Origin of the sequence: Cognatiyoonia sp. IB215446 (assembly GCF_033963825.1) — a bacterium.
In the GTDB taxonomy this organism is placed as follows: domain Bacteria; phylum Pseudomonadota; class Alphaproteobacteria; order Rhodobacterales; family Rhodobacteraceae; genus Yoonia.
Genome location: NZ_JAXBMD010000004.1, coordinates 165614 through 186273 on the forward strand (window position 1 = coordinate 165614; position 20660 = coordinate 186273).

25 protein-coding genes and 1 tRNA gene are annotated in these 20660 nt (G+C 57.7%); 10 read left to right on the forward strand and 16 right to left on the reverse strand.

The features are described from left to right. Nucleotides 1-26: 26 nt before the first annotated feature. On the forward strand, nucleotides 27-719 hold the full coding sequence (locus SLH49_RS16660) for a DUF1223 domain-containing protein (protein WP_320270286.1): 693 nt from the start codon (nucleotides 27-29) through the stop codon (nucleotides 717-719). Here the strand turns inward: SLH49_RS16660 and SLH49_RS16665 are convergent. The 6 genes from SLH49_RS16665 to SLH49_RS16690 all read right to left on the reverse strand — a co-directional run bounded on the left by SLH49_RS16665 (nucleotide 707) and on the right by SLH49_RS16690 (nucleotide 4526). Further along, complete coding sequence (locus SLH49_RS16665; protein WP_413785303.1) at nucleotides 707-1594, reverse strand: lysophospholipid acyltransferase family protein; 888 nt, start codon at nucleotides 1592-1594, stop codon at nucleotides 707-709. The genes SLH49_RS16660 and SLH49_RS16665 overlap by 13 nt on opposite strands. Then, nucleotides 1591-2235 (reverse strand): nitrile hydratase subunit alpha, encoded by a 645-nt coding sequence (gene nthA, locus SLH49_RS16670; protein WP_320270287.1) that lies wholly within the window; start codon nucleotides 2233-2235, stop codon nucleotides 1591-1593. Before nthA ends, SLH49_RS16665 begins: the two co-directional genes overlap by 4 nt. Continuing rightward, nucleotides 2225-2512 carry an SH3-like domain-containing protein gene (locus SLH49_RS16675; protein ID WP_320270288.1) on the reverse strand — a complete coding sequence of 96 codons (288 nt, stop codon included), beginning with the start codon at nucleotides 2510-2512 and terminating at the stop codon, nucleotides 2225-2227. Before SLH49_RS16675 ends, nthA begins: the two co-directional genes overlap by 11 nt. After that, complete coding sequence (locus tag SLH49_RS16680) at nucleotides 2505-2810, reverse strand: ScnB-like protein (protein WP_413785305.1); 306 nt, start codon at nucleotides 2808-2810, stop codon at nucleotides 2505-2507. Before SLH49_RS16680 ends, SLH49_RS16675 begins: the two co-directional genes overlap by 8 nt. An 86-nt stretch (nucleotides 2811-2896) precedes the next feature. Continuing rightward, a complete protein-coding gene (locus SLH49_RS16685) occupies nucleotides 2897-3943 on the reverse strand; it encodes a FliG C-terminal domain-containing protein (RefSeq protein WP_320270290.1) in 1047 nt (348 codons plus the stop codon). Nucleotides 3944-3992: 49 nt separating this feature from the next. Continuing rightward, nucleotides 3993-4526, reverse strand: coding sequence for an autoinducer binding domain-containing protein (locus SLH49_RS16690; protein WP_320270291.1), 534 nt, complete (start codon nucleotides 4524-4526; stop codon nucleotides 3993-3995). Nucleotides 4527-4639: 113 nt separating this feature from the next. Here SLH49_RS16690 and SLH49_RS16695 point away from each other — a divergent pair, with 113 nt between their 5' ends. Then, nucleotides 4640-5248 (forward strand): helix-turn-helix transcriptional regulator, encoded by a 609-nt coding sequence (locus SLH49_RS16695; protein WP_320270292.1) that lies wholly within the window; start codon nucleotides 4640-4642, stop codon nucleotides 5246-5248. A gap of 127 nt (nucleotides 5249-5375) precedes the next feature. Beyond that, nucleotides 5376-6047: an acyl-homoserine-lactone synthase gene (locus SLH49_RS16700; RefSeq protein ID WP_320270293.1), complete on the forward strand. Its 672-nt coding sequence runs from the start codon at nucleotides 5376-5378 to the stop codon at nucleotides 6045-6047. A 133-nt stretch (nucleotides 6048-6180) separates the two neighbouring features. Here SLH49_RS16700 and purB read toward each other — a convergent pair whose 3' ends face one another. Further along, nucleotides 6181-7488, reverse strand: coding sequence for an adenylosuccinate lyase (purB, locus tag SLH49_RS16705; protein WP_320270294.1), 1308 nt, complete (start codon nucleotides 7486-7488; stop codon nucleotides 6181-6183). An 83-nt stretch (nucleotides 7489-7571) separates the two neighbouring features. Between purB and SLH49_RS16710 the strand changes: the two genes are divergently transcribed. Together SLH49_RS16710 and SLH49_RS16715 are read left to right on the forward strand one after the other, a co-directional pair. Continuing rightward, the gene (locus SLH49_RS16710) at nucleotides 7572-7994 is read left to right on the forward strand and encodes a DUF6314 family protein (protein WP_320270295.1); all 423 of its coding nucleotides are present in this window, start codon (nucleotides 7572-7574) and stop codon (nucleotides 7992-7994) included. A gap of 92 nt (nucleotides 7995-8086) precedes the next feature. Then, complete coding sequence (locus SLH49_RS16715; RefSeq protein WP_320270296.1) at nucleotides 8087-8698, forward strand: biotin transporter BioY; 612 nt, start codon at nucleotides 8087-8089, stop codon at nucleotides 8696-8698. 51 nt (nucleotides 8699-8749) lie between these two features. Here SLH49_RS16715 and SLH49_RS16720 read toward each other — a convergent pair whose 3' ends face one another. Further along, a complete protein-coding gene (locus tag SLH49_RS16720) occupies nucleotides 8750-9955 on the reverse strand; it encodes a bifunctional alpha/beta hydrolase/OsmC family protein (RefSeq protein WP_320270297.1) in 1206 nt (401 codons plus the stop codon). 112 nt (nucleotides 9956-10067) lie between these two features. On the opposite strand from SLH49_RS16720, the gene SLH49_RS16725 reads away from it, so the two are divergent. After that, nucleotides 10068-10931 carry an endonuclease/exonuclease/phosphatase family protein gene (locus tag SLH49_RS16725; protein WP_320270298.1) on the forward strand — a complete coding sequence of 288 codons (864 nt, stop codon included), beginning with the start codon at nucleotides 10068-10070 and terminating at the stop codon, nucleotides 10929-10931. Between the two features lie 5 nt (nucleotides 10932-10936). On the opposite strand, the gene dddP is transcribed toward SLH49_RS16725, so the two are convergent. The 5 genes from dddP to SLH49_RS16750 all read right to left on the reverse strand — a co-directional run bounded on the left by dddP (nucleotide 10937) and on the right by SLH49_RS16750 (nucleotide 15139). Then, a complete protein-coding gene (gene dddP / locus SLH49_RS16730) occupies nucleotides 10937-12277 on the reverse strand; it encodes a dimethylsulfonioproprionate lyase DddP (RefSeq protein ID WP_320270299.1) in 1341 nt (446 codons plus the stop codon). Nucleotides 12278-12379: 102 nt separating this feature from the next. Beyond that, nucleotides 12380-12799, reverse strand: coding sequence for a hypothetical protein (locus SLH49_RS16735; RefSeq protein ID WP_320270300.1), 420 nt, complete (start codon nucleotides 12797-12799; stop codon nucleotides 12380-12382). Next, complete coding sequence (locus SLH49_RS16740; RefSeq protein WP_320270301.1) at nucleotides 12799-13170, reverse strand: hypothetical protein; 372 nt, start codon at nucleotides 13168-13170, stop codon at nucleotides 12799-12801. Before SLH49_RS16740 ends, SLH49_RS16735 begins: the two co-directional genes overlap by 1 nt. Before the next feature lie 126 nt (nucleotides 13171-13296). Beyond that, the gene (glnA, locus tag SLH49_RS16745) at nucleotides 13297-14703 is read right to left on the reverse strand and encodes a type I glutamate--ammonia ligase (protein WP_320270302.1); all 1407 of its coding nucleotides are present in this window, start codon (nucleotides 14701-14703) and stop codon (nucleotides 13297-13299) included. Between the two features lie 97 nt (nucleotides 14704-14800). Next, nucleotides 14801-15139, reverse strand: coding sequence for a P-II family nitrogen regulator (locus SLH49_RS16750; RefSeq protein WP_320270303.1), 339 nt, complete (start codon nucleotides 15137-15139; stop codon nucleotides 14801-14803). Between the two features lie 177 nt (nucleotides 15140-15316). Between SLH49_RS16750 and SLH49_RS16755 the strand changes: the two genes are divergently transcribed. The 4 genes from SLH49_RS16755 to SLH49_RS16770 all read left to right on the forward strand — a co-directional run bounded on the left by SLH49_RS16755 (nucleotide 15317) and on the right by SLH49_RS16770 (nucleotide 19309). Next, nucleotides 15317-16957 (forward strand): NAD(P)H-hydrate dehydratase, encoded by a 1641-nt coding sequence (locus SLH49_RS16755; RefSeq protein ID WP_320270304.1) that lies wholly within the window; start codon nucleotides 15317-15319, stop codon nucleotides 16955-16957. Nucleotides 16958-17045: 88 nt separating this feature from the next. Further along, a tRNA-Leu gene (locus tag SLH49_RS16760) sits at nucleotides 17046-17130 on the forward strand. 24 nt (nucleotides 17131-17154) lie between these two features. Next, nucleotides 17155-18486, forward strand: a complete 1332-nt coding sequence (tig, locus tag SLH49_RS16765) for a trigger factor (RefSeq protein ID WP_320270305.1) — start codon at nucleotides 17155-17157, stop codon at nucleotides 18484-18486. A gap of 319 nt (nucleotides 18487-18805) precedes the next feature. Further along, on the forward strand, nucleotides 18806-19309 hold the full coding sequence (locus tag SLH49_RS16770) for a hypothetical protein (RefSeq protein WP_320270306.1): 504 nt from the start codon (nucleotides 18806-18808) through the stop codon (nucleotides 19307-19309). 84 nt (nucleotides 19310-19393) lie between these two features. Here SLH49_RS16770 and rplI read toward each other — a convergent pair whose 3' ends face one another. The 3 genes from rplI to rpsF are packed head-to-tail and all read right to left on the reverse strand — an operon-like array spanning nucleotide 19394 to nucleotide 20653. Then, the gene (gene rplI / locus SLH49_RS16775; RefSeq protein ID WP_320270307.1) at nucleotides 19394-20035 is read right to left on the reverse strand and encodes a 50S ribosomal protein L9; all 642 of its coding nucleotides are present in this window, start codon (nucleotides 20033-20035) and stop codon (nucleotides 19394-19396) included. A gap of 10 nt (nucleotides 20036-20045) precedes the next feature. Further along, nucleotides 20046-20273 (reverse strand): 30S ribosomal protein S18, encoded by a 228-nt coding sequence (gene rpsR, locus SLH49_RS16780; protein WP_320238886.1) that lies wholly within the window; start codon nucleotides 20271-20273, stop codon nucleotides 20046-20048. Nucleotides 20274-20299: 26 nt separating this feature from the next. Next, entirely contained in the window at nucleotides 20300-20653 is a 354-nt protein-coding gene (gene rpsF / locus SLH49_RS16785) for a 30S ribosomal protein S6 (RefSeq protein ID WP_320270308.1), read from the reverse strand. Between the last annotated feature and the right edge of the window lie 7 nt (nucleotides 20654-20660).

The window sequence follows — 20660 nt, forward strand, 5'->3', positions numbered from 1 at the left end:
TGGGCAGTAGACCATCAGGACCTCCAATGCGCCATTTTCTAGCAGCCGTCGCGTTTTTCGGCCTCCTCCAAACGACCCAAGCCTTCGCACAAAATGGCCCCGTGGTGATCGAGCTTTATACGTCGCAAGGATGCTCGTCCTGCCCACCCGCCGACGCGATGTTGCATGATCTAGCAAAGCGCGACGATGTGATCGCGCTGGCATTGCATGTGGATTACTGGGACTACATCGGCTGGAAAGACAGTTTCGCACAGCCAGCCTTTACGGCGCGGCAGCATGACTACGCGCGTGCCGTCAATTCGGCGACTGTTTACACCCCGCAAATGGTGATTGGCGGTGTGGATCACGTGATCGGATCACGGCCGATGCAGGTGATGGACACGATCCAGGCGCATAGCGCCAAGGGCAATCCGGTTGCGGTGTCGCTGACGCGGCAGGGCGAACGCGTTCGGATCAGCGCGCAACCCGGCGGTGCAGGTGATTATGTGGTGCAGCTGGTCCGTTATACGCCGGAAGAGACGGTTGCCATTCGTCGCGGTGAGAATGCCGGACGCAACCTGAGCTATGCAAATATCGTGACGTCCTGGACGGTGCTGGACCGGTGGGATGGGCAGTCGCCGCTGAACCTTGTGGCACAAGCCGAGGGGGATGCGCCCGTTGCGGTCATCATTCAGCAAGCGACAAACGGGCCGGTCGTGGGTGCCGCTCAACTCCGCTGACGCACTTTCCAGCGACGGTGCACCCAAAACCATTGCTCGGGGTGATCTGCGATCCGCGCTTCGAGACGCGCTGTCATGGCAGTCATCATGACGTCCGGCTGGCCATGTGGAATGGGCTCTTCCACAACCACTTTGAACGACAGACCATCCGGTTGACGGATGCCAAAGTAGGGGATCACCAGCGCATCAAGCTTCAACGCGATATCCGCAGCGGATGTGGCCGTGCGGGCGGGTTGACCCAGAAAGGGTAGAACAATCCCGTTTGCTGACACGTCAAAAAGCAATGTGCCCATGCCCCCGGATTTCAGATGGCGGGCAAATCCCATTGTGCCGCGGCGTCCCTGAGCGAAGACGGGGCCGCCCCAGGATGTCATCGTCTTGGCGTAATGGTCGTTGAAATAGGCGTTCTGCATGGGGCGGTAGAGGCCGCCGATCACATTACCCATCCGGGTGAGCACCTGACGCGGGGCCTCGTGATTTCCAAAATGTGCGGTCACAAAGATAACCGGGCGTTTTTCTGCTGCTGCGTTGGCCAGAGGGTCAAGCCCGCTACCCGTCGGCACGATATCCGACAAGCGGGAGCCGAATTCGCGCCAGGAATAGTTCTCCATGATTGTGCGGCCAAAATTGTCGCAGCATCCTTCGGCAATTCTGCGTCTCTCTTCCGCTGGCATGTCAGGGTAGATCATCGCAAGGTTATCTTCAGCCCGTTTGCGGTAACCGACAAGCGGGCCAATGGCCCGGCGCAACGCGCGGCCCATCATGGGTACGCGTTTTTCGTAAGGCATGCGGCGCAGTCCACCAATCAGTGCGCGCAGCATACGGTCCGCGACCCAGTCTGCGGTGGAGCCTGTCGGGACGTCTTTGTCGGTCACGCGGATTCAGGTGTTTTCGCCAAACCCGTGCCGATCATGCTGTCGCGGGTGACAAGCTTGGCCAGATCATCCTCGGCCCAGCCATCCGTACCAGCAGGACGTGCCGGGATCACGATATAGCGCATATCTGCGGTGCTGTCGTGAACGCGAACTTTAGTGGTTTCGGGCAGGTTCACGCCAAATTCTGACAATACTCTGCGTGGCTCCTTCACCGTGCGGGACCGGTAGGCGCGCGATTTGTACCAGTCAGGCGGCAGACCAAGCAGGTTTCGTGGGTAGCAGGAGCACAAGGTGCAGACGATGATATTGTGAATGTCCGCCGTATTTTCCACCGCGATCAGGTGCATCGGGCCGATATCAAAGCCCATGTCGCGGGTTGCCGCACTCGCATCCGTTAGCAGGGCCTGGTGAAAGGTCGGATTGGTCCAGGCGCGGGCAACGACTGCAGCGCCATTGGCGGGCGACCGGCTATCCATCAGGTCGATCTGCGCGGCGATCTCGGCGGGCGTTGTCACGCCCTTCTCAATCAGCAATTCGCGGATCGCGATTTCCATCTGCTGCCAATAGGTTAGCGGGTGGTCGTTGTCAGCCCGGTATGGGTGGCCGGACGGCGACAGGTGCTCATGATGATCATGGGGCATGCGGGCTCTCCACCGGTTCCAGCCAATGGCCATATATTTCCGCGTCAATTGTATCGTCAGGTTGTGCCGTGTCCGGCCCCCAGATCTCTGCCATGGTGAAGCGTACGCGTAAAAGCGGCGCGGGCTTCGCGCTGATGCCATAGGCAAGCTGTTCCGGATTCTTGAAGTCGCCCAAGCGGCGCTCGACCCAACCCGTTTTACCGCGCAAATAAGCGGGCGTCCGGACATGGCCGGGAGGCATGTCGGCGCGGACCCGCATGAATTCTCGCTCAGCCATGCGCGGCATCGCCATATGTGGCACCACGCTTTGCCACCTCGGACATGCGTGCGCCAAGTTCAGCCGTGGTATAGATCCCGGCCTCGATCAGGTTCTGGTTCACCGACGCGATCCAGCGCTCGTAATATGTCATGGTCTCAAAGGCCTCTGGCCCCATATCTTCCAGCACGCGGCGCAGCCCATCGACGGTGAAATGGCCCTTGGAAGAGCAGATGACCATCAACGCATCCACTCGTTTTTCCCATAGCGCAAAATCGTGCTGTTCTTTGTCGATGGGGCCGGCAGACTGTCCGCCCATATCGTGCCATCGACGGCCGTCGTAAGGATGCAAATCGTCGCTCATGGCCCGAACGTAACAGATGGGCCAGCACTGTCTACGCGGTTTTAACCGTCATCCTCGGCCGCGTCGGGGTCGCGGAAGACGATCTTTCCGGCGTCGGCGAGGCTGCGGATTGTCGTTGTAACCTCTGACATCGCCGCCTCTGCATCCGCCTTTTTAACGGTGCCGGCGTCTTCTGCGTCGTCGCGCATTTGCGCCGCGATCCGTTGCGATACATTCGCAAGGATGAACTCTGCTGCGGCGCGCACATCCTCTTCGCCCGCCAACGCGCCGGACATCGCCCTGCCGAGAACGTCTGCCGGTACTTCGCGAATGCAATTGGGTATATCAATCGGTTTGATGCGGTGGGCGATGTCCTTGAAGGTAAAGATTGCCTTGCGGACATGGCCCGCAAATTCCGGATCGTCGTCGTTCAACCCCTCAAGCACGTCATCGCGCCTATCCGCGCGGGTCGCGTTCAAGATGTCGCCCAACCGCTGAACCGGTGCTTTCTCAAAAGCGCCGACGGCAATCTGCCCGTATTCGTCGGCGAGCGCCGCCCCGATCGTGCGTACCGCCTCAGACGAGGTGTGTTCGGTGCGCGACATGGCCAGGCTGATCCGTCGCGCGCGCTCGCCAGGGGTCTGGGTCAGCACATCTGCTGCTTTCGCGACGGTCAGCTTTGAGAGGGTGATCGCGCAAACCTCAATGCTTTCGGCCATCATGATCGTGACGAGCTTGTCGACCGGCAAGGCAGTGATGATGGGCCAGTGATCGCCGTTGCGTACATCCGCCGTCTGTTTGCGCAGCTTGTCGGCCAATTCGGGTGAAAGATGATCGGCCAAGGCGAGGATCGCACCGTCCCGGGTGCCGGGTGCGGTGAGCCCGATGGCCTCAACCTCCCCCAAAAACTCCTCCGCCACAGCGGCGACTGTGTCGCGGTCGACAAGGCGAAGCGCGCCCAGTTCTTGCGTTAACAGTTCTTGAAGATGGACAGGCAGTTGCGACAAAGACAATTGGCTGCCATCACCCACAATCATCTGAACGATCATAGCAGCCTTGCGACGGCGCGACAACTGCGTGTGTGCATCAAGAGGAGCATGAATATTCATGCCCCATTCTTATGGTGGTTTGCGTAAATGAAGGGTTAGCCTGGACCCGTCAGGATCCTGGATGTGTCACCAGAATCGACATTTTTCTCAGCTGCGCAACAGTCTCATCCGAAAGGTGTGCTTGGCTCTGCGTCGATTCGTGTAAGGCGTTGAAACGCTTCGAGATATTTGTCACTTCGTCGTCTGTAAAGTCACGGTCACCCCGCGCGAAGCTGCCGACGCTCCTGATTCCATCCGTGACCCCGGTGGTTTCGTGTGCGCATGTTATACCGAATTTGATCCCATGCTGGTCGGCCAGATCCAGAACACCAGCCGGGTCATTGGCGCTCAGTTCGTTCCAGCGGATCGCCCCTGTGTTCTCAAAACCCCATGCCAAGGTGGGGTCGCTCATCAGAAGCCCTTTTTCCGCATAAAGGTCCAGCCATGTCTTGCTGTAGGTCTGGAACATGAACTTTGGCGTTGTGTATTCAATCTGTAAACCAATCGCATAGCCCGCAGGTGCCAGGTCGTTGAGCTCACCCAAGACCTCGCTTATCTCAATCTGGGTCGACGACATCACTACTACTCGCTTTCCGGTTGCCAAACTGGACGCTCTGCAAATAGAGTTCAGTTTAGCGTTGTCTATCGGCATAGTAGATATAAGAGTCAGGCCGAAACAAGAGCTATGTGCAGACGACGGCTCTTTGAGGGATATCAATGACGGCACTTCTTGGTCCAGATGACATCGCGCAGCTTGCGCCATCGGGCTATTACATCGCGTTGCGCATAGGTTTTGCGTTCCCGATGGAAGAGGTGAATGCTTTCCCCGAGGAGTGGATCAGCCACTATACCAAACAGCGATTTATGCTTTTTGATCCGATTGTTAGGTGGGCGTACAGTACAACAGGTACGATCCGATGGAGCGAACTTCCGCTTGACGATCCTAAGCGGATAATCGCGCAGGCCCAAACCTTCGGTATGCGTTATGGCGTCACCGTGTCACTGTTTGACAGTGGGGCGGATGCGCAGCGTTCATTCGCATCGTTCACGCGGTCTGATCGCGAGTATACCGACCTCGAAGTGAAACTTTTGAAGGCTTTTTTAACGCGACGTCATAGTGAGACGGCGCCGCCGACCAACCTCACTAAAGCCGAGCTGGAGGCTTTGGGCATGGTCAAGGATGGCAAGCGGTTGAAGGAGATCGCCTTTGAGTTGAGCGTCAGCGAGGGGGCTGTGAAACAGCGTCTCAAGAACGCCAAGCTGAAACTGGGCGCAAAAACAGGTAGTCAGGCTGCGGCACTCGCCAACCAATATGGCCTGATCTGAAACTTTACCTGATTTTTTTTCTCACATAGGAACAATTCGCGTTAATTTGTCGTTGTCTTGGTTAAGAAGACAATGAAACGGATGGACGGCGGACGCGTTTTCGTCTTTGGGTAGAAAGAAAATCGGTATGGAAAATATCACGTTTAATCTTGCGCAGCTGCACCGGTATGGCACTGCTTTTTATGAGTTTTTGGGTCTAAGAAAGCGATTCTTTGTCGATCAGTTGGGGTGGAGTATCCCACATGACGACGATGTCGAAATGGATCAATATGATAATCCGATGGCGTATTATTCGCTCGTGTTGCGCGATGGAGTTGTGGTCGGTGGCACACGTGCAATGGCGACAACGGCACAATGGGGCTCGCATACTTACATGCTGCGTGACGCGGTGGCAGGCAAGCTGATCGGCATTCCTCCTCATATCCTGCCGCGGGCGGAGGCCACCACTAATGTGTGGGAAATCACCCGCACTGTGATTTCGGATGAAGTGACAACGCATGCCGAACGGTCAGAGTGTCTGGCGCTCATGCTTGATGGTGCTGTCGATGTTGCACAAGAACAGGGCGCCACAGAACTGATGTCTTTGTCGCCGGTTGCGATGGTGCGGACGCTACGTAAACTTGGCTATGAAACACAGCGTATCGGTGAACCCTATCGCAACGCTGAGGATGGTCGGCTTTATGCTTGCATGAACATGCCGGCAAAGCGTCGTAAAGCTGCACCTGCTCTTGCCGCTGCCGCGCCAAAGCCAACCCATGCGATGGATCAGCGCGCTGTACATTCCCCATCCGCGATTTGATCGCGGTGTTCATGCCGGACTGCCCTCAAGCGTTTCGTCGATCGCTGTATTTTCGACGATGGCGAAACGCATTGCCTTGAGAGTTGCAAGTTGACGTAACGGAAAGCTGCCGTGGTGTGGGGCAAGTTTTCTGTTAGTGATCGCCAAAAACACGTGCGAATATCGTATCGACATGCTTGGTATGATAGCCGAGATCGAACTTCTCGGCGATTTCATCGGCTGACAAGGCGGCGCGGACATCCTCATCGGCCATCAACTCCGTCTGAAAGTCCGCCCCTTCTTCCCAGACCTTCATCGCGTTGCGCTGCACAAGGCGGTAGGCGTCTTCGCGGCTTACGCCCGCTTGGGTGAGCGCCAGAAGAACGCGTTGTGACATGATCAGCCCCCGGAACTTGTTCATATTCGCCAGCATGCTGTCGGGGTAGATCACCAGTTTTTCAATCACGCCAGCCAAGCGGTTCAGCGCAAAGTCCAGCGTCACAGTCGTATCCGGCCCAATCGCCCGTTCCACCGATGAATGGCTGATATCGCGCTCGTGCCAAAGCGTGACATTCTCCAATGCAGGTACGACCGACATCCGCACGAGGCGCGCCAGCCCGGTCAGGTTTTCGGTCAGGACCGGGTTGCGCTTATGCGGCATGGCCGAACTGCCCTTTTGCCCTTTGGAAAAGAACTCCTCGGCCTCAAGCACCTCGGTCCGCTGCATGTGGCGGATTTCGGTGGCGATGTTTTCGATGCTACTGGCAATCACGCCAAGCGTTGCAAAGAACATCGCATGCCGGTCGCGCGGGATGACTTGTGTGCTGATCGGTTCGGGTGTCAGGCCCATTTGCTTGCAGATATGTTCCTCAACCGACGGGTCGATGTTGGCAAATGTCCCAACCGCACCCGAGATGGCGCCGGTTGCGATCTCGGCGCGGGCATTGACCAGCCGCGCCCGGCCCCGGTCCATTTCGGCGTAGAACCGAGCAAAGGTCAGGCCCATCGTGGTTGGTTCCGCATGGATGCCATGGCTGCGCCCGATGCGGACGGTATCCTTATGCTCATAGGCACGCGTCTTGAGCGCTGCCAGCACCCGATCCATATCGGCGATGAGGATATCGGCGGCACGGACCAGTTGGACATTCAGCGTGGTGTCGAGCACATCCGAGGACGTCATGCCCTGATGGACAAAGCGGGCCTCATCATTACCAATGATCTCGGCTAGGTGGGTGAGAAAGGCGATCACATCATGCTTTGTGACGGCCTCAATCTCATCAATCCGGGCAACGTCGAATTCCACATCCTTGGCCTTCCAAACCGCTTCCGCATTTTCCTTCGGGATCACACCCAAAGCGGCCTGCGCGTCACAAGCATGCGCCTCGATCTCGTACCAGATCCGGAATTTCGTGGCGGGCTCCCAAATCGCGGTCATTTCGGGGCGGGAATAGCGTGGGATCATGAAAGGCACCTTTATCCGGGCTGGGCAGCAATTGCAGGTCGCGTCATAAGGGGGCGGGCCGGAACCCTCAAGGGAGAGATGACATGTTGGGCGCTGTCGATTTCATCGGCCAATGGCAGGTGCAGCGCGTGATCGATGATCGGTATGGCAGACAGCAAGGCGTGTTTGAGGGGATCTGTGTATTCTCTGAGAATGGCGCATCGCGGCTGGACTACGCAGAAGAGGGCCGGATCAGGATGGGGGCGGGGCCTGCGCTGACAGCGAACCGCCGCTATCTCTGGGCTTTTGGCTCCGAGAGGGTTGATGTGTTCTTCACCGATGGCGGTGCGTTTCACAGTTTCGTGCCAGCCAGGCAGGCGGATGGGACGGATCACCCCTGCGGTGACGACTATTATCGGGTCCAGTATGACTTCCGCCATTGGCCCGACTGGCAGGCGACTTGGCACGTGATGGGGCCGCGCAAGGACTATACCTCAACATCCCATTACAGCCGTGAGGCGCGATAGAACGCATCGCGGCGTTGGCGCTAACGCGCTTGCGCCGCGTTGCGGCATCGGGCAATAACCATGCAACGGAACACAACAGGGGAAGGCGACAGATGGCGCTTGCATTGAATGACAAAGTCCTGACAGAGGCATTTGGCCCATCCGAAGGCACCGCGCTTTGGATCAAGCAGGCGCTGATGGTGGCCTTCGGCATCGTGGCGCTTGCCATTCTGGCCAAAATCAAGGTTCCCGTGCCGGGAAGCCCGGTTGAGATCAGCATGGGGACCTTTGCCGTTCTTTCCATTGGGGCGGCATATGGTCCGCGGCTCGGGTTGACGACAATCCTGGGCTACATGATTATCGGCATGCTGGGCTTTGATATCTTTCAGAATTCAACGGCTGAACTGAATGGGCTGACCTACATGATGGGCAGCACCGGCGGATATCTGGTGGGTTATGTGCTTGCGACGCTGGCCCTTGGTTTTGCGGCCCGCGCGGGCTGGGACCGGTCGGTGGTGCTGATGGTTGTAGCGCTTCTGATCGCGAATGCGCTGATATACGTGCCCGGCGTGGCATGGCTGACGGTGCTGTACCCTGACAACGGCCTGACCTGGGCGGTTGATGTGGGTCTGACACCCTTCATCGTGGCAGACGCCATCAAGCTTGGATTGGTCGCACTTCTGATCCCGGCGTTCTGGAAGCTGGTTGGCAGCGCTCGTCAGTAAACGGCCACGACCTGAAGTTTCGAAAGGCGCTGCAATCCGCAGCGCCTTTTTTCATGCAAGCTGTGTGCTGACCTCTGAACTCCGCTCGAGCGTCTTGTGCACAGGGCACTTGTCGGCAATCTCCAAAAGTCGTTCCCGTTGCTCGTCGGACAGGTCACCCGTTAGGTGGATCATCCGCTGAAAGCGGTCGACCTTTGCGCCCGGATCCGCCGCGTCTGCGCCATGTTCCTTGGCGTGGGTGATGTCGACACTGACGCCTGTCAGTGGCCAGCCTTTGCGGCGGGCATACATGCGGATCGTCATCGCTGTGCAGGCACCCAACCCGGCAGAGACAAAGCCATAAGGGGTGAGCCCCCTGTTCGTCCCACCGAATTTCGCGGGCTCATCAGCGAAGACATGATGCGGGCCGGACTGGATGTCTTGCAGAAAGCCATTTGCATCAGCCTCTGTTACGCGCAGCACACCTTCGGGCACATCCGTGGGCTTGGGTGGTTCGGGCAGCTTGAGATACCGTTTCGACCAGGCGGCGATCACATCGGCGGCATATTCCGCATCTGCGGGGCGTGACACCAGATGATCGGCGTCGTCGAGTGTCACAAAGCTCTTGGGATGTTTGGCGGCTAGAAAGATGTCGGAGGCGTTTTCGACGCCCACTGTCGCATCGCGCGGCGCATGCAGGACGAGCAGAGCTGCTTTCAATTTGGCAATTGAGGATGTCAACGCCGCCTCAGACACGTCATCCACGAAACCCTTGCCGATGCGGAAGGGGCGACCGCCAAGGCTGACCTCGGCCACGCCTTTGTCGACAATCTCTGGCAGCGCTTCGGAGAAATTGTGCGTCACGTGACCGGGGTCGAAGGGGGCGCCTATGGTGACGACGGCCTTTATGCTCTCCATCATCGGTGCGGCCTTCAGAACCGCGGCACCACCCAGCGAATGACCGATGATCAGCGATGGTGCCATGCCGCGATCTTCCAGCGCCCGACACGCGGCGATGAGGTCATCCACATTGGATGTGAAGCTGGTATTTTCAAATTCGCCTTCCGAGTGTCCCAGACCGGTGAAGTCGAACCGCAGCACCGCAATACCCATGGCCGAGAGGCGCGCGGCGATGCGGCGCGCTGCGGTGATATCCTTGGAGCAGGTAAAGCAATGGGCAAAAAGTGCGGTGGCCAGATGCGGGCCGTCCGGCATGTCGAGACGCGCGGCGAGGGTGTCGCCCGCGTGGCCCTGAAATGTCAGCTTTTCTGTCGGCATGAGATCGCCTTTCGCGTTGTCTGCACAAATTCTGCGCAAGACATGGGCGAGGGTTGCAAACGAAACAACTCTTCTTGCAGGCAATCGCGGCAAGGTGAGACATGTTACTAGGATGAGATTTTTTCGGATTGGTTTGGGATTGGTGCTTGGATGCGCCGCTTTGGGCGTCTGGCTCGGCTTTGCGGGCGGGCTGCATCCGGTGGGGGACAGCGTGTCGCTTTTCCGGATCGTCCTGGGGCTTGTCTGCCTGCTGGGGTGCCTGTGGCAGATCGGTCTGATCTGGCGGGCCGCAATGGGGCTGACAGCCGCCGCGGCCTTGCTGACAACTCTGCCGCTGTTCTGGGGCAGCGGCGCTGACGGCGAGTTCACGGTCTATTCCAAGAACCTCTGGTATCGCAACGATCAGGTGGCGGCCGTCGCAGCCGATATGCGCGAGAGCGGGGCGGAGGTGATTGCCTTGCAAGAAGTATCGGGTCGCAATCTGCCTTTGCTTGACGCGCTCAGCGACACGCATCCGTATCAGCATCTTTGCCGGTTTTCGGGGTGGAGCGGGGTTGCCGTCCTATCAAAACATCCCATCACCGATCAAAACTGCTCGGATGGGCGTGGTCTTGCAGTTGCCCGCATCGACCGCGCGGGAGAGTATGTTTGGATCGGGTCGGTGCATCTGAAATGGCCGTTTCCTTACGCCAACGCGCATTCGTCGCGCGCGGTCGAAGAGGTCATCAATGGTCTTGACGGTCCGGTGGTGCTGGCCGGTGATTTCAACATTTTCCCATGGGCCAACAGCGTCCGGCAATTGCAACGGAGCGCCAATATGCAGGCCGCGCAACCGATCAGGCCGACCTTCTCGTTGCGGGGCACCCCGCTTTTTCTTGACCACGTTCATGCGCCTGGTGGCGGGTCCGCGACCTACCGTGACCTGCTTGGGTCTGACCACATGGGTGTGCTAGCGCAAGTAAGGCTCAGCCGGTAGTCGCGCTACAATCCCATCAAAGCCGGATCGTGCGGATACTTGGTGAGGTTTTCATACCCATCCTCGGTAATCAGCACCTGATCTTCCAGCTTGATTGAGAAATCACCACCTTCGGGACTGACCAGTGCCTCGACACAGAACACCATCCCGGGCTGCACTTCGTAGTCAAACGCACCTTCGACCCAGTTGTCCGGATAGGCGATCAGCGGCCATTCATCGCAAAGGCCCACGCCATGCATCAGGCAGCCATATTTCAGCTTTTGATACTTGTCGGGCAGGACATGAGTATTGTGGGTCAGGTCGTTGAACGAGACGCCGGGTTTGAGCATTTCCATATTCGCTTCGATATGTTCGACCCCGATTTTCATGGCCTCAATCATATCGGGCCGTGGTTTCTGATCCCCGATCCACCAGGTGCGGCTAATATCCACGCAGATGCCGTAAGAGCCAACAAGATCGGTATCGAAGGCCACGATCTCATTGTTCTGAACGATACGTGGCCCGCATTCCTGAAACCATGGGTTCGTGCGCGGGCCGGAGGTCAGAAGGCGGGTTTCGATCCATTCGCCGCCCCGCTTGATGTTTTCCGCGTGCAGGACGGCCCAGATATCGTTTTCCGACATATTGCCCTGTGGCACGCCGTTGCGCGCGGCATCTTCCATCGCGTAACAGGCAGCTTCGCAGGCATGCGAGGCACAGCGCATGGCGAGGATCTCGTCCGGGCCTTTGATGCTGCGTGCCTTTTCGGTCAGTTCCTCGCCGGGGAAGATCTCAAAGCCCGCAGCCTCCAACGCGCGCAGACCGTGCAGCATGGGTTTGTCGGCCCCAAGCCGCATGATCCCGCCGCCATGTTCGGTGATGAGGTCCCGCACCTCGGCTGCAAAGCGCGCCGCAGCGGCATGTAGCCCGTCGCCCCGGTCGAAATAGAAGAGGTCCGCACCCGTGCGCTGTTCATCGACCAGTGGGTTGAACTTGGTCAGGAACATGCCGTTTTTGTAATCCCAGACGACCATATAGCCGTCCGCACAGACCAGACAGGCGCGGAACGGGTTATGGGTGTTCCAAAGCTGCATATTGGTGCTGTCAGTGGCGTAGCGGATATTGAGCGGATCAAAAAGCAACACGCCCCCGTAGCCGCGTGCATTTACCGCATCCACCAGTCGCCGGTGGCGCCAGGCACGCATCGCAGGCAGGTTCGGCAGCGTCAAACCGGCCTCAGCCCATTCGCGAAAGGCAAGCTGCGTCGGCCCGATCTCGACCCGGTCCTGATTGTTCGGCGTGCCGTCCCCGAGTTCTGCACCACGGGTCGGGTCAATCTTGCGGGTGTCGCGATAATGCGTGTTCATCACTGGCTACCTTTCCCTCATGCGCATTCTGCGTGGGATGCGCCGCTGGTTCTGGCAGGAAAGCGACCTTTGCCTGTCTTGCAGGCGGCATGCGGGCAAGCCTTAGTTCGCCGTGAACAAACCACCACCGGATGTCAGAAAGTCATTGATGCCAAACGCGCCATCGAGCGCAATGACCAGAAAGTACAATCCAAACGCCGCGATGATTTGCAGCGCGATCCGCATCGGGCTATGACCACGTGCGCGTTCGCCGATCAACATCGCGCGTATCCGGTAATAGAGCGCTGCGGGGCCAAAGAGGTTGGCGGTCAAGGGTGTTTCGTTCAGCGCATCGCGTTCCGCCTCGCAGCCGATTTTTTCGCGGGCGCGCCGCTCGATTTCATCACTGTCACGGATTGGCCCTGTTTTCGCACCGGGCGGGACAGGCGGCTCGTAAGGTTGCCGCCAGGGCTTTTGGTCCGTCTTTGGGTCTGTGCGCTTGTTGGCTTTGTGCCGCGTATCGAGCGGGTGGAAATTGGCCATCAGAACAGAACCGTGCCGAGAAGGTAGATCAGCGCAATCGACCAGGCCCAGCCTAGACGGCGAAAGAGGTCCAAAACCAGCTGGAAGGGCCAGGGGACAAGCAGGCGCATTGCCAGCGGCATTTGCTGCGGCTTTCGCGGTTTGGCGTCGACCGTTTTGCGGACAAAGGCCTCAAGCTCGCTCGTGTTGTTGCCTCCCCAAGGATTTGTGGGCCTGCTGGATGCTGCGCGCTGAACGGGCGCGGGCGATTTCTTTGGCGTGGTGATGTCGGATACCGGCCTAGGCTTGCTTTTCAGCTTCTTTTTCGCAGACCCGGTATAGGCGGTCGAAGGGCCTTTGTAGCGGACGTCGATAGGATGATACTTTGGCATGCGTTTCGGCTAGGCGAGAATTGGGGCGTTTTTGCGACCGCTATGGTGGTTCGCGCAACGTAAGGGCGCAAGACGAAAAAAGGCGCCCCCGAAGGGACGCCTTTGACGATTGGTGCAGAGCCGGGTTCAGCAGCTGTAGTAAAGCTTGTATTCCATTGGGTGAGGGGTGTGCTCGTAGGCATAAACCTCTTCCCATTTCAGCTCCATGTAGCCTTCCAACTGGTCTTTGGTGAAGACGTCACCGGCCAGCAGGAATTCATGATCCGCTTCCAACGCTTCCAACGCTTCACGCAGGGATGCGCAGACCGTTGGGATTTCGGCGAGCTCTTCTGGCGGCAGATCGTAGAGGTCCTTGTCCGAAGACGCGCCCGGATCGATCTTGTTCTTGATCCCGTCAAGGCCAGCCATCAGCAGGGCCGAGAAGCAGAGATATGGGTTCGCCGCCGGATCAGGGAAGCGGGCCTCGACACGTTTCGCCTTGGGGCTTTCGGCCCATGGGATCCGGACGCAGCCCGAACGGTTACGGGCAGAGTATGCGCGCAGCACAGGTGCTTCAAAGCCTGGGATCAAACGCTTGTAGCTGTTTGTGGAGGGGTTGGTGAAGGCGTTCAGCGCCTTGGCGTGTTTCAGGACCCCGCCGATATAATACAACGCTTCCTGACTCAGGTCAGCGTATTTGTCGCCTGCGAAAAGCGGCTTGCCGTCTTTCCAGATCGACATGTTCACGTGCATGCCGGTGCCGTTATCGCCTGCGATGGGCTTGGGCATGAAAGTGGCCGATTTGCCGTAAGCCTGTGCTACATTGTGGATCACATACTTATACTTCTGCAGTTCGTCCGCTTGCGTGGTCAGCGTGTTGAAGATCAGACCCAGCTCGTGCTGGCACGACGCCACCTCGTGGTGGTGCTTGTCGACCTTCATGCCCATCCGCTTCATGGTGGAGAGCATTTCAGAGCGCATTTCCTGTGCGTCGTCGATGGGATTGACTGGGAAGTAGCCGCCTTTGACGCCGGGGCGATGGCCTGTGTTGCCCATCTCGTATTCGGTGTCGGTGTTCCAGGCACCGTCAAGCGCGTCCACTTGATAGGACACTTTGTTCATCGACACGCTGTAGCGGACGTCATCAAAGACAAAGAATTCAGCCTCGGGCCCGAAATAGGCGGTGTCGCCGATACCTGTAGACTTCAGATAGGCCTCGGCCTTAACAGCTGTACCGCGCGGGTCGCGCGCATAAGCCTCACCGGTGTCGGGCTCAACGATATTGCAGTGAATGCAGACGGTCTTTTCCGCATAGAAGGGATCGACATATGCGCTTTCAGACTGCGGCATCAGCTTCATGTCGGATTGGTCAATCGATTTCCAACCCGCGATGGACGAGCCGTCAAACATAAAGCCTTCTTCCAGAAAGTCCTCGTCAACCAGATCAGCCATCACCGTCACGTGCTGCAGCTTGCCGCGCGGATCTGTGAAACGAATGTCGACATAATCGACCTCTTCGTCCTTGATCAATTTGAGAACGTCTTTGTTGTCCATATCAGTTACCTTTCCTTCCAGAATTTTGTTGATGTGGGGCGGGGGCCGATGCCCTTGTCACATGTCAGGCGCGCCACGGTTGCGCGCCGGTGTTGGATTACAGCGCGTCGTCGCCGGTTTCGCCTGTGCGGATGCGGATCGCGTGTTCGATAGGCGAGATGAAGATCTTGCCGTCGCCGATCTTGTCGGTTTTTGCAGCACCGATAATGGCGTCAACGGCGCTGTCGACCTGATCATCGGCAAGCACAACTTCGATCTTCACCTTTGGCAGGAAGTCCACCACATATTCAGCGCCGCGATAGAGCTCGGTATGGCCTTTCTGGCGTCCAAACCCTTTCACCTCAACGACGGAGAGCCCTTGCACGCCAACCTCTTGCAGGGCCTCTTTGACCTCGTCGAGTTTGAACGGTTTGATGATCGCTTCGATTTTCTTCATGCGCCTGCGACTCCCCCTCTTTGATGTTTCGCCAGTGGTCAGACCATTTCTCTTGCAAAGGGACAATTCGTCGCCGAACCTTCCTCTGTGCCGGTCTGGGGAAAGGGTAGTGTTTGCCTAATTTTTGCGCAACACGCTTTCGGATCGGGCATTTGGCGAACTTGGGGTGCTGAAACCATGACCGAACTACTGACCGCTGCCCAAATGCGCGCCATTGAACAGGCCGCAATCGAGAGCGGAGAGGTCACCGGACTGGAGCTCATGGAGCGCGCCGGACAGGGGGTTGTGGAGGCGATTTTTGAAGAATGGCCGGAGCTTGCCGAGGGGAGCCACCGGGCAGTTGTTTTGTGCGGACCGGGGAATAATGGCGGCGACGGTTTTGTCGTGGCGCGGCTTTTGAAAGAGGCAGGGTGGGCGGTGGAGGTGTTTCTTTATGGGGATACAGAGAAACTGCCGCCGGATGCGCGGGTGAATTATGACCGGTGGTCGGAGATAGGGGGGATCAAGAAACTAGAGAAAAACTTCCGGCCAACATCCTGCGACATTGTCGTGGATGCGGTCTTTGGAACTGGCTTCTCCAGACCTTTTGACGAAAACCTAGGATTTGCCCTTGCTGGCCTGGCGAAGGTCAATCTTCCATTCAAAGTCGTGGCAATAGACGCTCCTTCCGGTATGTGCCTGGACAGTGGAAGGCCTATTGGCATGTCCTTAAGGGCTGACCTTACTGTAACTTTTCACAGGCAAAAATGCGGCCACTACTTGGGACTAGGGGCGAGAGACTGTGGGCACGTGGAGATAAGGGACATCGGGTTAAACGCCCCGCTGTTTCACAGTGTCGAGGCTTTGATTTCTGCGATTAACGATAAGACCTCGCAAGAGTATCGCGCGATGGATCGGCGAGCATCAGCAAAAGGGGCCAGCGGCAAAACCGTGCATTTGATTGAAGGCTTTGATCCTCGACGCGTTCATAAGACTACCTTTGATACGGTGAGTGCTAAGCAGCCATCGCACCATAAATACTCTCACGGCCATGCGCTCATCCTCTCCGGCGGTGTTGGCAAAGGCGGCGCCGCCCGACTTGCCGCCCAAGGCGGTCTCCGGGTCGGTGCCGGGGCAGTAACTGTAGGGGCGCCGCCCGCTGCAATGATTGAAAATGCGACACAGTTGAATGCGATTATGCTGACGGCTGTGAAAGATGCGGATGATCTGACTGGCATCTTGGAAGATGACCGCGTCAATGCGCTTTGTATCGGTCCTGGTCTGGGCCTGAGCGAAGAAAGCGCGGGCCTCGTAGAGGCGGGCTTGATGAGCGGGCGGGCGGTTGTGTTGGATGCGGATGCGTTGACGCTCATCGGACGCGATGCGTCTCTCTTCGCGGCACTTCATGAGGAATGTGTGCTGACGCCCCATGCGGGGGAGTTTGCGCGGCTGTTTCCTGATATTGCTGAGAAACTGGATGCGCTCGCGACGACAGGCCCGGCTTACTCCAAAGTGGATGCAACGCGCGAGGCGACAAAGCGTGCTGGCTGCGTGGTGCTGTTCAAAGGTCCGGATACTGTTATCGCGGACCTTTCCGGTCGCTGTTCGATTAATGCGTCAGTTTATGAGCGATCTGCGCCTTGGCTTGCCACTGCTGGATCAGGAGATGTCCTCGCCGGTTTCATCACGGGCCTACTTGCTCGCGGGTTACAGCCCATGCAAGCCGCCGAAACAGGGGCGTGGCTGCATACGGAATGCGCGCTCAGCTTCGGGCCGGGGCTGATCGCCGAGGACCTGCCCGAAGAACTCCCCAACGTCTTTCGTAAACTGGGGCTTTGAGCCGCATTTTCCGCTCGCATCGCCCAAAAACCTTTGCTAGAAGCCCCGCAACATCGGGGCAGGCGCAGGCTTGCCCCTTTTAGATCATGCGGGTGTGGCGAAATTGGTAGACGCACCAGATTTAGGTTCTGGCGCCGCGAGGCGTGGGGGTTCAAGTCCCTCCACCCGCACCAAAATAACGAAGGACGGATAGAGAGATGCAGGTCACCGAGACCCTGAACGAAGGCCTCAAGCGCGGTTACGCGATCACGGTCACTGCGGCAGAGCTTGATGCAAAGGTCGAAGAAAAGCTCAAAGAGGCGCAGCCGACTGTCGAAATGAAGGGGTTCCGCAAAGGCAAGGTGCCGATGGCATTGCTGCGCAAGCAATTCGGGCAGCGTCTGATGGGTGAATCGATGCAGGAAAGCATTGATGGCGCCGTTTCCAAGCATCTGGAAGAAAGCGGTGACCGTCCGGCGGCGCAGCCTGAAATGAAGATGACCAACGAGGATTGGAAAGAAGGCGACGACGTAAATGTCGAAGTCTCCTACGAGAAGCTGCCAGACATCGCTGAGGTCGATTTCTCCAAGATCAAGCTTGAGCGGATGGTCGTGAAGGCCGATGAGGATTCCGTAAAGGAGGCGTTGGATAACCTCGCCGAAAGCCCGCAGGCCGTCACATACGAGACCAAGAAAGGTGCCGCCAAGAAAGACGATCAGGTCGTGCTTGATTTCGTTGGCAAGGTTGATGGTGAAGCTTTTGAAGGTGGCTCGGCCGAGGACTACCCGCTTGTTCTGGGGTCAAACTCTTTCATTCCCGGTTTTGAAGATGGCCTTCTGAAGGTCAAAGCGGGCGACGAAAAGGACGTTGAGGTCACGTTCCCCGAGGATTATCAGGCCGAAAACTTGGCCGGGAAAAACGCCGTTTTCTCTTGCACGATCAAAGAGGTGAAGGGCCCCAAAAAGCCGAAGATCGATGATGATCTGGCCAAGAAGTTCGGTGCTGACGATCTTGAAGCGCTCAAAACGCAGATCACTGAGCGTTTGGAGGCCGAGTATACCGGTGCCTCACGCGCTGTCGCCAAGCGGGCGCTGCTTGATGCGCTGGATGCGGAAGTGGCCTTTGACTTGCCGCAATCACTGGTCGATGCAGAATCCAAGCAGATCGCACATCAGCTCTGGCACGAGGAAAACCCTGATGTTGAGGGCCACGATCATCCGGAGATTGAAGCAACGGATGAGCATGTGAAACTCGCCGAACGGCGTGTGAAGCTGGGGTTGCTTCTGGCGGATATCGGCCAGAAGGCGGACGTCAAAGTGACCGATCAGGAGATGACGCAGGCCATCATGAACCAGGCGCGGCAATATCCGGGGCAAGAGCGTCAGTTCTTTGAGTTCGTGCAGCAGAACGCGCAGTTCCGGCAGCAGGTGCAGGCGCCGCTCTTTGAAGACAAGGTGGTTGACCACATTTTTGAACAGGCCAATGTCGCTGAGAAAGACGTTAGCAAAGAAGATCTTGAGAAAGCTGTCGAGAAGCTTGAAGAGGAATAAAGTCACTACACAGGCGGCAACAAAGGGCACCCGGTGGGTGCCCTTTGTTTTAGGGAAGGAACGGGTATTTTAATCAGTCTTTCAAAGGCGATACCGGTTTGTCGCCCTAGGGGTGGGTCGGCCCGCCTGAATGATGGCGGGCCTTTGCCACTCTGTGGAATAATTAACTTGGTCGTCTGTCCTCGCAATATCGAGGCGCTGTGTACTAAGAATGTCCATAAGTTACCGTAAGGTTAACGAAGCCACTGTGCGGATTATCACAAACAGCCAAAAAAGTGCTTTGACTTGCCAAAGAGACCGACCGGCGTAACTCAATGCAATGAGCGATCTTCCCGATATTGCCCTGTCCGTTCGCCAGCCTTGGGCGTGGGCCATCGTTGCCGGTTACAAGAAGATCGAAAACCGGTCCGCCGGTGCGATCCGGGCGGGCGGGATGACGTGTCGGCGCATCGCGCTGCATGCGGCGACGGGCATGAAACAGGATGAGTATGATTGGGGTGCTTGGCGGCTGGACAAGCACGGTGTGCGTTGTCCGCCCCCCGATGAGCTGATCCGCAGTGCGATCATTGGTGCGGTGGATGTGGTTGATATCGTTTCAGAATCTGACAGCGAATGGTTCGGCGGAAAGATGGGTTTGGTGCTGGAGAACGCAGTGATGTGTGATCCCGTGCCAGCCAAGGGTGCGTTGGGGTACTTTGTGTGGGAGCGGGCCGAGGATTTTGCGCCTGTGAAACCCTGGATGGTGAAGTGGGGTGGTGATGCGGCGAGCCTATTTGAGGATCTGGCCCCTTCTTGGGAGAGGGCTCCAAAGCGACCCTTCTAGGCGGCGTGGCCTCCCGTGGAGCATCAGGACAAAAAAAGCCGCCCTGTGCCGGGCGGCCTTGTATTTCACACCGATGTCAGACGTTTAGTCTTCGTCGTCTGCTTGTTCAGCTGTCTCGTCCGACGGCGTTTCAACGCCAGCCGCCTCGGCCAAGTCAGCATCGTCAGAGGCGGCTGCGCCGATATCGTCAAATAGTTCTTGAATTTCGAACTCTGCAGCGGCTTCCTCTTCGGCGGCCAGTTCAGCGATGGATTTGCCGGCTTCCTGCAATTCCGCCTCTTCGACCGAGCGAGCAACGTTCAGTGTGATGGTCGCTGCGACCTCTGGGTGCAGGTTGATCGTGACGTCGTGCAGGCCCAGTTCCTTAATCGGGCCGGTCAGGACAACCTGTTTCTTGTCGATAGAAAAGCCAGCCTCTGTCGCGGCTTCGGCAGCGTCGCGTGTGGTGACAGAGCCGTAAAGCGAACCGGCGTCAGAGGCAGAGCGGATGACGATGAACTTCTGACCGTCCAGCTTTGCAGCCAAAGCGTCAGCTTCTTTCTTGGTCTCAAGATTGCGGGCTTCCATCTGGGCCTTTTCAGCCTCGAAGCGTGCCATGTTGGCCGCGTTCACGCGCAGCGCCTTGCCCTGTGGCAGAAGGTAGTTGCGTGCGTAGCCTTCCTTTACCGACACAACTTCGCCCATCTGGCCCAGCTTGGCGACGCGTTCCAGTAGAATGATATCCATGGGATGTTCCTTACTTTACGGCGTAGGGCAACAGGGCAAGGAACCGGGCACGCTTGATCGCCTGGGCGAGCTTGCGCTGGTTCTTGGCACCAACTGCGGTGATACGGGCAGGGACGATCTTGCCGCGCTCTGAGATGTAGCGCTGCAGCAGTTTCGTGTCCTTGTAGTCGATCTTGGGGGCGTTATCGCCCTCAAACGGATCGGACTTGCGACGGCGGAAAAATGGTTTTGTTGCCATGGTTTGTGGTCCTTTCCTGATCTGACTTAACGACGCTCGCGACGGCTGTCGCGGTCTTCACGTTTCTGCATCTGAATGGAAGGGCCTTCGTCATGTGCGTCGACCTTGATGGTCAGCACACGCATCACGTCTTCATGCAGACGCATCAGGCGCTCCATTTCCTGCACGGCAGGGGCAGGTGCATCGGTCCGCATAAAGGCATAGTGGCCTTTGCGGTTCTTGTTGATCTTGTAGGCCATGGTCTTCACGCCCCAATATTCGTTCTCCAGCATCTTGCCGCCGTTGTCGGCAAGAACGGTTCCGAAGTGTTCGATGAGGCCTTCAGCTTGCGTGTTGGACAGGTCCTGACGCGCAATCATGACATGCTCGTATAGCGGCATGTTAACT

Bases quoted from the DNA above. Each gene is read 5' to 3' on its own strand.
- SLH49_RS16660 (WP_320270286.1), top strand. From the start codon at position 27: ATGCGCCATTTTCTAGCAGCCGTCGCGTTTTTCGGCCTCCTCCAAACG.
- nthA (WP_320270287.1), bottom strand. From the start codon at position 2,235: ATGCCCCATGATCATCATGAGCACCTGTCGCCGTCCGGCCACCCATAC.
- SLH49_RS16675 (WP_320270288.1), bottom strand. From the start codon at position 2,512: ATGGCTGAGCGAGAATTCATGCGGGTCCGCGCCGACATGCCTCCCGGC.
- SLH49_RS16680 (WP_413785305.1), bottom strand. From the start codon at position 2,810: ATGGGCGGACAGTCTGCCGGCCCCATCGACAAAGAACAGCACGATTTT.
- SLH49_RS16685 (WP_320270290.1), bottom strand. From the start codon at position 3,943: ATGAATATTCATGCTCCTCTTGATGCACACACGCAGTTGTCGCGCCGT.
- SLH49_RS16695 (WP_320270292.1), top strand. From the start codon at position 4,640: ATGACGGCACTTCTTGGTCCAGATGACATCGCGCAGCTTGCGCCATCG.
- SLH49_RS16700 (WP_320270293.1), top strand. From the start codon at position 5,376: ATGGAAAATATCACGTTTAATCTTGCGCAGCTGCACCGGTATGGCACT.
- purB (WP_320270294.1), bottom strand. From the start codon at position 7,488: ATGATCCCACGCTATTCCCGCCCCGAAATGACCGCGATTTGGGAGCCC.
- SLH49_RS16710 (WP_320270295.1), top strand. From the start codon at position 7,572: ATGTTGGGCGCTGTCGATTTCATCGGCCAATGGCAGGTGCAGCGCGTG.
- SLH49_RS16715 (WP_320270296.1), top strand. From the start codon at position 8,087: ATGGCGCTTGCATTGAATGACAAAGTCCTGACAGAGGCATTTGGCCCA.
- SLH49_RS16720 (WP_320270297.1), bottom strand. From the start codon at position 9,955: ATGCCGACAGAAAAGCTGACATTTCAGGGCCACGCGGGCGACACCCTC.
- SLH49_RS16725 (WP_320270298.1), top strand. From the start codon at position 10,068: ATGAGATTTTTTCGGATTGGTTTGGGATTGGTGCTTGGATGCGCCGCT.
- dddP (WP_320270299.1), bottom strand. From the start codon at position 12,277: ATGAACACGCATTATCGCGACACCCGCAAGATTGACCCGACCCGTGGT.
- SLH49_RS16735 (WP_320270300.1), bottom strand. From the start codon at position 12,799: ATGGCCAATTTCCACCCGCTCGATACGCGGCACAAAGCCAACAAGCGC.
- SLH49_RS16740 (WP_320270301.1), bottom strand. From the start codon at position 13,170: ATGCCAAAGTATCATCCTATCGACGTCCGCTACAAAGGCCCTTCGACC.
- glnA (WP_320270302.1), bottom strand. From the start codon at position 14,703: ATGGACAACAAAGACGTTCTCAAATTGATCAAGGACGAAGAGGTCGAT.
- SLH49_RS16750 (WP_320270303.1), bottom strand. From the start codon at position 15,139: ATGAAGAAAATCGAAGCGATCATCAAACCGTTCAAACTCGACGAGGTC.
- SLH49_RS16755 (WP_320270304.1), top strand. From the start codon at position 15,317: ATGACCGAACTACTGACCGCTGCCCAAATGCGCGCCATTGAACAGGCC.
- tig (WP_320270305.1), top strand. From the start codon at position 17,155: ATGCAGGTCACCGAGACCCTGAACGAAGGCCTCAAGCGCGGTTACGCG.
- SLH49_RS16770 (WP_320270306.1), top strand. From the start codon at position 18,806: ATGAGCGATCTTCCCGATATTGCCCTGTCCGTTCGCCAGCCTTGGGCG.
- rplI (WP_320270307.1), bottom strand. From the start codon at position 20,035: ATGGATATCATTCTACTGGAACGCGTCGCCAAGCTGGGCCAGATGGGC.
- rpsR (WP_320238886.1), bottom strand. From the start codon at position 20,273: ATGGCAACAAAACCATTTTTCCGCCGTCGCAAGTCCGATCCGTTTGAG.
- rpsF (WP_320270308.1), bottom strand. From the start codon at position 20,653: ATGCCGCTATACGAGCATGTCATGATTGCGCGTCAGGACCTGTCCAAC.